The 12,414-nt window shown below is 57.7% G+C and carries 8 protein-coding genes; all 8 read left to right on the top strand.

The genetic code is table 11. The annotated features are described in order from the left end of the window. The first annotated feature begins 81 nt into the window (after positions 1-81). The 8 genes from OZX64_RS00870 (at position 82) to OZX64_RS00905 (ending at position 12,267) form a co-directional block, all read left to right on the top strand. The gene (locus tag OZX64_RS00870) at positions 82-1,101 is read left to right on the top strand and encodes a family 43 glycosylhydrolase (RefSeq protein WP_277173124.1); all 1,020 of its coding nucleotides are present in this window, start codon (positions 82-84) and stop codon (positions 1,099-1,101) included. 327 nt (positions 1,102-1,428) lie between these two features. Then, on the top strand, positions 1,429-2,739 hold the full coding sequence (locus tag OZX64_RS00875; RefSeq protein WP_277173126.1) for an extracellular solute-binding protein: 1,311 nt from the start codon (positions 1,429-1,431) through the stop codon (positions 2,737-2,739). A 125-nt stretch (positions 2,740-2,864) separates the two neighbouring features. After that, on the top strand, positions 2,865-3,806 hold the full coding sequence (locus OZX64_RS00880) for a sugar ABC transporter permease (RefSeq protein WP_277173128.1): 942 nt from the start codon (positions 2,865-2,867) through the stop codon (positions 3,804-3,806). Next, positions 3,803-4,738 (top strand): carbohydrate ABC transporter permease, encoded by a 936-nt coding sequence (locus tag OZX64_RS00885; RefSeq protein ID WP_277173130.1) that lies wholly within the window; start codon positions 3,803-3,805, stop codon positions 4,736-4,738. Before OZX64_RS00880 ends, OZX64_RS00885 begins: the two co-directional genes overlap by 4 nt. Before the next feature lie 218 nt (positions 4,739-4,956). Next, positions 4,957-6,174 (top strand): glycoside hydrolase family 43 protein, encoded by a 1,218-nt coding sequence (locus OZX64_RS00890; protein WP_277173132.1) that lies wholly within the window; start codon positions 4,957-4,959, stop codon positions 6,172-6,174. A 378-nt stretch (positions 6,175-6,552) separates the two neighbouring features. Continuing rightward, positions 6,553-7,926: a glycoside hydrolase family 27 protein gene (locus OZX64_RS00895; protein ID WP_348519416.1), complete on the top strand. Its 1,374-nt coding sequence runs from the start codon at positions 6,553-6,555 to the stop codon at positions 7,924-7,926. A 112-nt stretch (positions 7,927-8,038) separates the two neighbouring features. Further along, complete coding sequence (locus OZX64_RS00900) at positions 8,039-8,995, top strand: TatD family hydrolase (protein ID WP_277173136.1); 957 nt, start codon at positions 8,039-8,041, stop codon at positions 8,993-8,995. Positions 8,996-9,678: 683 nt separating this feature from the next. Then, on the top strand, positions 9,679-12,267 hold the full coding sequence (locus tag OZX64_RS00905; protein ID WP_348519417.1) for a KUP/HAK/KT family potassium transporter: 2,589 nt from the start codon (positions 9,679-9,681) through the stop codon (positions 12,265-12,267). Positions 12,268-12,414: the final 147 nt, after the last annotated feature.

Below are 12,414 nucleotides of genomic sequence, written 5' to 3' on the forward strand. Positions count from 1 at the left end.
GCCACCCCGATTTGTTTCAACGATGTAAATCTGCTATATTCAACGTTGTAAATCAGTGTAGAGAAAGATTCGAGATTGAACATGGTAGTTTACGACAATCCATTGGTGCTCCAGCGTGCCGATCCTTGGGTGCTGAAGTGGGATGGCGTCTATTATTTCACTGGTTCCCATCCGCGTTACGCCACTATCGGCATCCGCAAGTCCAAGACGATTGCAGGGTTGCAGAAGGCTGAGGAATCCGTCATCTGGCACAAGCATGAAAGCGGTCCGATGAGCAAGTACATCTGGGCTCCGGAGCTGCATCGCATCAATGGCGCCTGGTACATCTATTTCGCGGCCGCCGAGGTGGATTTCGATGCCGCCGATCTGCCGACACACCGTATGTATGTGTTGGAGAGCAAGGCCGATGATCCCACCGCCGACGAGTGGGCGGAAAAGGGTCGGATTGTCACCCCCGTCGATTCGTTCTCGCTGGATGCCACCACCGAGGTCATCGATGGCGTGCAATATCTGATTTGGGCGCAGAAGGATCCGCAGATTCCAGGCAATTCCAACCTGTACATCGCCCGGATGAAGAATCCGTGGACGCTTGACAGCGCCCCGGTGATGCTGAGCCGTCCCGAATACGACTGGGAATGCGTCGATTTCCTCGTCAACGAGGGGCCGGCGGTCCTGCTGCACGGCGACAAGGTCTACATCACCTATTCGGCATCGGGCACGGGCGTGCCTTATGCGGTGGGTCTGCTCACCGCGGATCGCGGCAGCGACCTGCTCGATCCGTCGTCTTGGAGCAAGGCCAGCGAGCCGGTGTTCAAGACCTGCGAGGCCAATGGGCAATACGGCCCTGGCCACAACTGCTTCACCAAGTCCGAGGACGACGCCGAAGACCTGATGATTTACCATGCCCGTAACTACACCCACATCACCGGCGATCCGCTGTTCGATCCGAACCGTCATGCGCGTGTCGGCGTGGTGCGTTGGACCGAGGAAGGCCCCGATTTCGGCGAGCCTCAGCCCGATACGCTCTGGACGCCGACGACTACAGAAATTCTTCCCGATGACGGAGGTCCGCTCGCGGGCACCCCGGTCTCTGGGGAATAAGACTTCCGGCTGTACTTGGTTTGCGGAAAGTCTTATGAATTATAATTGAAAAGGTTGATAGTACTTGCAAATCGGGGCAGGGACCGTAACAGGTCCCGTACCTGTTTTGTAATTTTTGCAACGGCGTGTGTGTCATTTGTACAACGTTGAAAATTGCGCTATAATGATATTACATCGTTGCAAAAGCGTTGATGTCCCCGGTAATCGACAAAGGTGTTGAGCCAATTGCTAATACCGAGGGAGAGGGTGCGGACACGGTATGTTTGCGTCCCCGCAGCGTTGTGAACATCTTGGGTAGCCCCCAGGAGAAGGAAAAAGGAGAAATCCATGAAAATCAAGAAGACCCTTGTAGCGGCTGTCGCCATGGCGATGGTTGCCGGTCTCGGGCTTGCGGGTTGCGGTTCTTCAAGCAACGCCAAGACTGAGAAAACGGCCGACGGTAAGGTGAAGATCACCATGTGGCACGGCTTCTCCGAAGCCGACGGCAAGACTCTTGAGAAGATCGTCAAGAACTTCAACAAGTCGCAGAACAAGTATGAAATCGATGCCCAGCTGCAGCCTTGGAGCACCATCGGCGAGACGATGGTCACCAAGATCACCTCCGGCGACGGCCCCGACATCGTGACCACCGGCGCCGACAACGGCCAGGGCTGGTCCATCGATGGCACGTTCCAGTGCGTCACCGATTTCTACAATGATGCGAAGTACGACACGAAGAACTACATTCCGAACGTCGTCAAGCAGATCACCTTCAATGTCAACGGCAAGACCGAGAAGTGCGGCGTCCCGATGGGCTACGCACCGACCGCCGTCTGGTACAACACCAAGATGTGGAAGGCCGCTGGACTGACCGAGAACGATTACCCGAAGACTTGGGATCAGCTGCTGGAGACCGCCAAGAAGCTGACCATTCCGGGCAAGCAGTATGGCATGGCGCTTTCCGATTCCGGCTGGGCCCCGTTCCTGAAGGGCAACGGCTCCGGTATCTACACCACCAAGGGCAAGGTCTCCATCAACACTCCTGAGAACAAGGCGTTCCTCGAGAAGATGCGCGACTTCTACAAGGGCGGCTACAGCCTCAAGGGCATGGATGACACGAAGGCCCGTGAGTCCTTCGAGTCCGGCCAGTCCGCGATGGTCATCGTCGGACCTTGGGAAGACCAGGCCGCGACCGACAAGCACATCGAACATGATCTGTTCCCGGTTCCTGATGGCAATGGCACCTATGTCTATCCTGATGGCTCCAAGGGCTCCAACACCGGTTCCACCGGTCTGTATTGGTGGGTGACCTCGCAGGTCAAGGATTCCCCGAAGAAGCAGGGCATCTATGACTTCATGAAGTACTACAACAGCAAGGAAAACCAGATTATGTGGTCGCTCGGCTCGGCTTATCCGCCGAACAACACGCTGGTCAAGGATACTGACCTTGCCAAGCGTCCGCTCATCGCCAAGATCGCGAAGAACACGAACCACTCCTACATCGGCATTGCCGGCCTCAAGGGCGGCTTCGGCGACATCTCCGCTTCGGTCGATGCGCTGACCAACAACACGGCCCGCAAGGACACCGACATCTCCCAGCTGCTCAACACGGCTCAGGGCAAGATCAAGGGTTACCTCGACGAGTACGCCGAGGACTGACCTCAACAATATAACTGAATAGTCGGCCTGCTTGAAGGCTGACACAGGTTTTCGGCTGAATGCCCGCCATGGTGTGGGCATTCAGCCGGAGAACCAAAATTTTGCAGTATTTAGAAGGGAATCTTATGAACAGAGCAGTCGCCCGCAATGGCGGGGATGCGACGGCGAAAGAGAACAGAAAAGCGCTCTCACGCCGTAACTTCCTCAAGGGCATCGCATTTGTCGCCCCAGCGCTAATCATTCTTGCAATATTCGTCTTTTATCCGGCGGTGCAGACGTTCCTGACGTCGTTGACCACCGACCGTATCAATTCCAAGGGCATGTTCGTCGGGTTCCGCAACTACGTCAAGTTGTTCGGCAATGCCGATTTCCGCACGGACGTCATCAACACCTTGGTCTACGCAGTGCTTTACGCCCCCATCGTGGTGATCGTGGCGCTGCTCTTCGCGTTGTTGCTCAATCGTAAGGATCTGAAGTTCGTCGGTTTCTTCCGCACCTTCATGTTCCTGCCCTATGTCATCTCGATGACCGTCGCGGCCATCGCATGGGACTTCATCCTTTCGCCGTCGCTCGGCTTGGTGCCGTATTGGGTCGGCAAGATCACCGGCATCCAGCACATGGATCTGCTCGGTACGAGTTCCACGGCCATGATCACCATCGTGCTCATCACCGTCTGGAAGAACTTCGGTTACTTTATGGTCATCTTCCTCGCCGGCCTGCAAGGCATCTCGCAGGAGCTGTATGAAGCTGCAGCGCTCGACGGCGTGAACGCGTGGCAGAAGTTCCGCTATATCACGGTTCCGGCATTGCGTCCGACGTTCGTCTACATCATGATCTTCGGTCTCATCGGTTCCTTCCAGGTCTTCGATCAGGTCTTCATCATGACCTCCGGCGGCCCTGACCGCGCCACCGAGACCATCGTCTACCGTATCTACACCGAAGCGTTCGGCAACGGCAAGCTCGGCTATGCGTCCGCACTGTCGTACGTACTGCTCATCATGACGCTCATCGTCGGGTTGTGCGTGCTGATCAACAACGCCCGTCATGAGAAGGAGGAAATCGCATGAGTAACGCAACTGAGACTCCTGTTTCCGGACTTTCGCTGTCCGCTGAGGCAATGGTTCGCAATGAAAAGGCCAATGCCGAAAACGCACGTCTACGCAAGAAGGCAAGGTTCCGTCGCCGTTTCGGCCTCTTCTGGAGCTATGTGGCGCTGGCGCTGATCACCTTCCTGATGATCTTCCCGCTGCTGGTCGTGGTGCTGGTTTCCTTCACGCCGAATGACATCACCGAGACCTGGCCGCCGAAGCTCATTCCGAGCGCGTTCACCTTGGCCAATTACACATCACTGTTCCAGAGGCTCCCGATCGGGCGGGAAATGATCAACGCGGCGGTCTTCGCCTGCGCCGTCACCGTCTTCTCGGTCTTCTTCGACTCGTTGGCCGCCTATGGCCTGTCGCGTATCGATTTCAAGGGGCGCACGGTGCTGCTCGATATCCTTATCGCCACGATGATGATTCCTGCCATGGCGCTGCTGATCCCGGTATACAAGCTGCTTGCCAACATGGGCTTGGTCAATAGCTACTGGGGCATCATCATTCCGCGTATGGCCGATGTGGGAGGCATCTTCCTGCTGCGCCAGTTCTTCATCTCCATTCCGAAGGATCTTGACAACGCGGCTCGTATCGATGGCGCGGGCGAACTGCGTATCTTCTTCCAGATCATCCTGCCGAACTCGGTGCCGGCCCTGCTGACCATCACCATGTTCAACCTGATGGGCAACTGGAACGACCTGCTTTGGCCTTTGATCATGACTTCGCGTCCTGAGACCCGTACGATCACCGTCGGCCTCGCCATGCTGACCGGCCACGGTTCGTCCGTGACCCCGTATGGTGTCGTGATGGCAGGTGCTTTGATTTCGGCGCTGCCGCTGGTCGTCGTGTTCTTCTTCATCCAGAAGAGGTTCGTCGAAGGCATCGCCATGACAGGTATGAAGTAATAATTCTCGGACGGTGTTGTGAAGCTTGTTTCCCTTCCTCTCTCAACGCCGTCTAAGCTGATTGTTGCCTTGCGCAACTTGGTATTCGGGCCGTTTCACGATTCCGTGGGGCGGCCCGAACCCATATTTGGACTTTGATGCAAATGCGATTTGAAAAGAATGTGGATGCGATGATTGACGACAGTAGTCCGACAAACGTGGAATGTGTTGAAAACAAGATGGCTGAAGAGGCTGCTTCTTTGCCTGGCCCGTATGGTTATCTGATGGTCCATTTCAAAGAGGACCCGAACGGATACGCCGAAAGAATCTATTTTGACCTGACGGATGGCGATGATCCAACGCATTGGTTGCCGTTGAATGGTGGAGAGCCGGTATTGACCTCGAGTATCGGCACGACGGGAGTGCGTGACCCGCATATCATCCGTAATCCCGAAACCGGGACATACTATATTATCGCCACCGATCTTCGCGTGTTCGGCGGCAAGCTCGAGGATGGTACGAACTGGTACGACTGGTCGCACCATGGCAGCACGAACCTTATCGTCTGGGAATCCGACGACTTGCTGCATTGGAGGGGACCGAGGACTTTGGACGTTTCGCGGCCACGGCATTATGCGGTTGAAGGTGAATATCATTACGGATGCCCTGATGGGTTCGGCGGTGAAGGCGGCGTTGACCGCAATGGCGTTGACGGCCTCAACGGTGACGAAGGCGTTCGCAGTGACGAAGACGGTTATGGCAATGGGGATGCCGACATCACCGCGAGCAACCGCTTGGAACTCGGTATGGCATGGGCCTGCGAATGCCTGTGGGTGCCCGATTATTATCCGGAAAATCATGTCGGAGGCCGAGGCGCGTTCGTGATGTATTGGTCATCGAAGGTCTTTGCGCCTGACGATACGGAGCATCGTGACGCAGCCGTCCACGACACCGTCCTGTGGGGGGCCACGACGGATTTCACGCAACGGACCTTTGAATTCGGCGGCAGGTTCATCGACACCGGCGGCGACTCCATCGACACCACGATGATTCAGCGGACGCAGGCCGACGGCTCGCAGCGCACCTACCGCATCACCAAGGACAACACATTCGGTCGAGGCATCTGGATGGATGCCACGGACGCGAAGCGCTGGTGGAGGCCGGGCACCGCGTGGCGGACCATTCAGACCAATATCGGCGACAACTACGATGCCGGCAACGGCGAGGAGGGGCCGGCCGTGTTCGCCGACCATACGGCGGATGTGAACCGTTGGTATCTGCTGGTCGACGTCATTCCCTCGACCGGCTACCAGCCTATGGTCTCCGATGATCTCGAGCAAGGTTGGATACCGCTGGATGCCAACGATTTCAGCCTCTCTGCGCATACCAAGCACGGCGGTGTGCTTTCGCTGGACCGCAGTGCCTACGAGCGCTTGCGCCGGGCCGATTGGAGCTGAAGATGGCTGGTCGCAGCGATATCTTGCTGCTTGTCTTTTGTCGCTTACGCAATACGCAGATAATGTCGTCATTCGCTTCGACGGATCTTGTTCCTGCCATGAATCGGTCACTAACGCCCCTTGACGTTTGTTTTGAAGCCGAAAAACGTACGGGACGTGGCACTAGTGACCCGTTTGTGGCGCGACTTGCGCTTTTAGCCGGGATTGTCGCACGTTTACCTTTTGGTATCGGGTATGGCTCGGGAATTCCGCGATATGTCAACGACGTGTAGAAAGTGGCGTCGGATAGAGTGAAAGTAATAAATATTCAACGATGAAAGGTCGGATATGACATCGAAAAGAGACGAAACCGGGGTCGGCAAGGCGCTGCGCCCGCCGATGGGGTGGAACAGCTGGGATTCCTACGGCACCACCGTCACCGAGGACGAAGTCATGGCCAATGCGCGGTTTATGGCCGAGCATCTGAAGGATGCGGGCTGGGATACCGTGGTCATCGACATCGACTGGTACGACCCGACCGCCCGTGCCCACGGCTACAACGCCGACGCGCCGCTGATTCTTGACGGGTACGGCCGCCAGATGCCTGACCCCGTGCGTTTTCCCAGCGCCGCCGATGGCAAGGGATTCGGCCCGCTCGCCGCCAAGGTGCACGAGCTGGGTCTGAAACTCGGCATCCATGTGATGCGCGGCATCCCCAGGCTTGCTGTCGAGCGCAACCTGCCGGTCAAAGATACGTCATACACCGCTCGGGATGTGGCCGATAAAGAGCATGTCTGCGTCTGGAACCCGGACAACTACGGCCTCAACCAACAGCATCCGGGTGCGCAGGCGTTCTACGACGCTCAGATCGACCAGTTCGCCGACTGGGGAATCGACTTCCTCAAGGTCGATGACATGCAGACGCCGTTCCACGCCGACGAAATCGCCGCTTACCACCGGGCCATCGCCAAGGCTGAGGCCAGCCACCCGGGTCATGAGATTTCGCTTTCGCTTTCGCCGGGTGGCTGGGTCGCGCCTACGTATGTGGATTTCCTGCGCAGCAATGCCCAGATGTGGCGTATCTCCGACGATCTGTGGGACCGCTGGGACGATGTATACCAGCAGTTCTCGCGCCTCGCTCGTTGGGCGCCGCTGCAGCAGGCCGGTCATTTCGCCGATGCCGACATGCTGCCGCTCGGCCATATCGGGCTTCGCGCCGAACGTGGCGATGACCGCGATAGCCGGCTGACCCGCAACGAACGCCGGACCCTGATGGCGCTCTGGGCGATGGGGCGCTCGCCGTTGATGGTGGGCGGCGACCTGCCCACGAGTACGGGGGAGACCATAGCTCTGCTTGGCAACCCGGCGATGCGGGAAGTCACGGCCGGTTCGGCCAACAATCGCGAGCTAGTGCGTGAACGTATCTACGGCACTTGGGGCGACGTGGACTCCTACCGCGGCGACCTCATCGTGTGGGCTGCGGATGCCGAGGACTGGGCCGATGGCACCGCTTCGGCACATGAGGGCGGCCACTACGCCGCGATGTTCTGGACCGGTGACGATGACTATGAGCTGCAAGGCAACATCGAGCTGAAGGCTCTGGTCGGTCTCGGCGATGCCGAAAAGGCGTGGAAGGTAACCGATCTCTTCGCCGATGTGGCGGATGGAGCCGAGCCAATCGCGACCGCTTGCATGGAAGGCGTCGGTTCGGATCGCGTGCTCAAAGGCACGATCGGAGCTCACGGCGTCCTCTGGTTCGCTCTGGACAAGTAAGTTTCCTTGAAGGTAAAACCGGTGTGCGAAAACTGGCATATACCAGCCGTGGAACCGCGGTTGCCGGGTAGAGGCGGATCAGGGTTACGCCGATGGCTAGACTAAGGGAACCATGGGCAAGAAACATCGGGATCGTAGTTGGGCGCCGGCGCCGGAGGCGTTGCCGGACGGGGTGCATGTGGTCGACGACCATACGCATGTAGCGAGTGTGGTGCCGTTTGCGCGTGAGATGAACCGGCAGGCGCTCGAGCGCGACCAGCCGCCGGTGCCGGTCTACAGCGTCGACGAGATTTTGGCCCAGGCCAGGTCGGTCGGCGTCGAGGGCGTCATCGACGTGGGCTGTGAGCTGCCGAACCTGAAAGTCGCGGTCCAGATGGCGCTCGACCATCCCGGTACGGTGCACGCCGGTCTTGCGATTCATCCGAACGAGGCGGTGTTGCACGGCCATCGGGGAGTGCCGGGCCCGGACGGTCTGCCGCTGAAGTACCAGCCGTGGCACGACGTGAGTTTCGAAGACGCGCTCGCCGAGGTCCACCGCTTGGCGGTGACATACCCCGAGCAAGTGGTAGCCATCGGCGAGACCGGCATGGATCTTTTCCGCACCGGCGAGGCGGCGATGGAGATCCAGCGTGACGCTTTCCGCGCCCATATCGCGCTGGCCAAGGAACTCAACCTGCCGATGCAGATTCACGACCGCGATGCCCACAAAGAGGTCATCGAAACCCTCATCAAAGACGGTAGCCCGGAACGCACCGTTTTCCACAGCTGGTCCGGCGACACCGAGCTCGCCCAAATCGCGCGTGAGCAGGGCTGGTACCTGAGTTTTTCCGGTGCTTCCAGTTTCAAGGGCAACGAGGAGATCCGCAAGTCCGCCGCCATCGTGGGCCTCGACCACATCATGGTCGAAACCGATGCCCCCTACCTCACGCCGATGCCGTATCGCGGCCGCACCAACGCTCCATATATGATTCCCTATACCTTGAAATCACTTGCGGATACTCTTGATTTGCCGGTAGGTAAAGTCGCCGAAGCGACGCGGCGCACCACGCGTACCGTTTACGGCGTCTGACTGATTTTCCCTTATCTGGCCATGTTCTGCTGCTAACTGGTCATTGCTGGTGCAAAGTGGTCATTTGGAGGCGTAAAAATGACCACTTTGCACCAGCAATGACTACTTTGTGCCACTAAGTGGCTTTGAGTTGAATCATTTGCAGTGCGAGCGTTTCTGAACACGCCTGTGTGGGTGCAAAGGCGCAGTAAGGACGAGAGTCTTGATGAAAACAGGCGTCCTCCGCCCGCGATTTACCGGTAGGTGAAGTTGCGAAGGCGTCGCGTCGAACGACGAGGGCCGCGTACAGCGCCTAAAGCTTAGTTCCGACGATTTTTACGGTGATTTGGTGAAAAATACTTAATTCTCAATGTTTATATGGTCTGAGCGTAATTTTGAAGGTTGTCATACCGCTTTTATCCAAGGTGGGTTTTGGTTTATTGAGGTGACAAGGCTAAACTTGCGCTTTGGTTTATAAACGAGAGCGCCCGCAAGCCGGGCTTCGGGAAGAAAGTACACGCGGGAAGGCTTCGGCTTTCCGCTTTGGAGGGCAGGTCATGGCGCAATCGCAGGATCGTGGGTCAAAGCAGCCTCAAAATCAAAGAATACGACGTCGAAACAACGACAAAGCCGATAATAATCACGAAAACAAGGGGTCCTTGGAAAAGAGAACCGCTCGCAAGCTGGAACGGGAGACCGACAAGGTGGGCAAAGCCGCCTCGAAGGCGCAGAAGGAAGCGGTTACCGCCGAGCAGAAAGCCCTCAGGGCCGAAAAACGTGCGGTAAGCGCAGAGAAGAAAGCGTTGCTTCGTGCTGATACCTTCACCAATGCCCCCAAGGTCGCGCGCGACACCTTGACCCGCGAAGAGCGCCAGGTCATCGCCAAACACGAGCAGGAGGAGCAGGAAGAGGCCAAGAAGCTGACCGAAGCCTCCGCACACGGCCCGATCGGCCGCTGGTGGCGCAAGATGCAGTCCAGTCAGGACAAGGTCTCGCTCGGCATGGCCATCGTCGCGCTCGGCGTGGTCTACGGCGACATCGGCACATCCCCGCTTTACACTTCGCAGACCTTCATCGCCGGTCAGGGCGGATTCGGCAATATCGATCGCCCTGCCATCCTTGGCCTGCTTTCTTTGGTATTCTGGTCGATTACGCTGATTACGACCGTCAAATACGTGCTGGTCGCCATGCGTATCGACAACAAGGGCGAGGGCGGCATTTTCGCGCTGTTCTCGTTGATTCGCCACCACGGCAAATGGCTGGTGATTCCCGCAATGCTGGGCGGCGCGGCGTTTCTTGCGGATTCGGTGCTGACGCCGGCCGTCTCGATCTCCTCGGCAGTGGAAGGTCTTAAGACCATTCCGCTGTTCGAGCCGGTGTTCCGTGAAAACTCCAGCCTGACACTCGTGATCACCGTCGTGATCATCGTTATCCTTTTCTGTGTCCAATCACGTGGCACCGAGCGCATCGGCAAGGTATTCGGCTCCGTGGTCATGGTCTGGTTCGCGTTCCTTGCGTTCACCGGCATCGTGAATATCAGCGGTGACTGGAGTATCTTCGAAGCCATCAATCCGGTCTATGGCATCGAGTTCCTCTTTAGCAAGCACAACCTCGCCGGTCTGGCCATCATGGGCACGGTCTTCCTTTCGACCACCGGCGCCGAGGCGCTCTATTCCGATATGGGCCACGTCGGCCGTGGCAATATCTACTTCACCTGGCCCTTCATTTTCGTGGCGCTTGTCTTCAATTACTTCGGACAGGGCGCGTGGATGTTGCGCAACCAGGGCAACACCGCACTCGGCAACGTCAACCCGTTCTTCGAGATGATGAACCCGAATGTCCGTTATGTTGGCGTCATTCTTTCCGTTGCGGCCGGCGTCATCGCCTCGCAGGCTTTGATCACCGGAGCGTTCACGATGGTATCCGAGGCCACGGGCCTCAACTGGATGCCGCATCTGCAGGTGCGCTACCCGGCCCGTACCCGTGGCCAGCTCTACATTCCTGTGGTCAACGTCGTGCTGTGCGTGGCGACGCTTTCGGTGCTGGCCCTGTTCAAGGATTCCGAGCATATTTCCGCCGCCTACGGTTTGGCGCTGACCGTCACGATGATTACCACGACGGTTCTCCTCACGGTTTATATCTGGTACAAGCACCATCGCGTGCTCGCCGGGATTTTCTTCGTGGTGTTCATCGCCATCCAGACGCTGTTCTTCGTTGCCTCCATGGCGAAGTTCCTGCATGGCGGCTGGTTCACAATGCTCTTGACCGCGATGATTCTGCTGATCATGATCACGTGGAATGATGGCACGAAGATCGAACGCAGCCAGCGTCGGCATATGAAGCCGCGCGATTTCAAGCCCGCGCTCGCCAAGCTGCATGACGATTTCCGCATTCCCTATTTCGCCGACAACATCGTCTACCTGACCAGCGATTGGGAGATGCGCCGGCTTGACACCGATATCTTCTTCTCGATTTTCGCCGACCATCCCAAGCGTGCGCGCGCCTGGTGGGCGGTGTCGGTGGTCACGACCGACGAGCCGTTCACGCGTGAGTACTCGGTCGAGAATTTCGGCACGGATTATATCTTCCGCGTGCGAATCAGGCTTGGTTTCAAGGTTTCGCAGTCCATTCCGGCCTATATCCATCAGGTGATGCATGATTTGTCCGCTTCCGGCGAGTTGCCGGAGCAGAAGTCGGTCTATCCGAAGGTGGACGCCGATCCGGACATCGGCACCGTTCGTTACGTCTTGGTGCACAAGGCCCTGATGCCGGAGTCCAAGCTGACTGCTCGTGAAGCGCTGAGCCTGAAGATGAAGTACGCCATCCGTCATGTGGCCGGTTCGCCGGTCAAGTGGTTCGGCCTTGCTCCCTACAATCCGGTGGCCGAGGTGCAGCCGCTCTTCGTTTCCACCCGCCGACCCCCTCGCCTCAAGCGTGAGCCGTTGCGTTCCAACAGGCGTCGCGTCGAATCGCATGAGGCGAAGGTCAACCGCAAGGGCAAGGAGGGGACGGAACATACTCGTTGCAAGACCCGCGACGGTGTTGCAGGAGACGGTAAAAAGTCCGCTGGTACGATCGGCGTTGCCGAACTCGCCAAGGGTCGTAAAGGTCTCGGCAACCTTGCCAAATCCGTCAAGCTGCAGAAAATGAAGGATGCGGAGAGCGCTTCGGGAACCGAGGAAGGCAAGGTCGCGGTTTCGTCCGAAGTCGGTGAGCGTCAAAAGGTCGATACCGGCGAACAGACCACGGTCATGCCGCGTGCCGACATCAAGGGCGGCGGGGCAGGAAAGTAGCCTCAGCCGGTCAACGGGTATCAACAATCGCAAGCGCGCCATTGGTCAAGTACTGATGGCGCGCTTGCGATTTCCTGCTAAAAGGCAGGGCATATGTATTTCGTAAGGATGCGTTATCATATTGCATACAACGATGTAAATATGTCT

It is taken from the genome of Bifidobacterium sp. ESL0704 (assembly GCF_029392075.1).
Classification (GTDB): domain Bacteria; phylum Actinomycetota; class Actinomycetes; order Actinomycetales; family Bifidobacteriaceae; genus Bifidobacterium.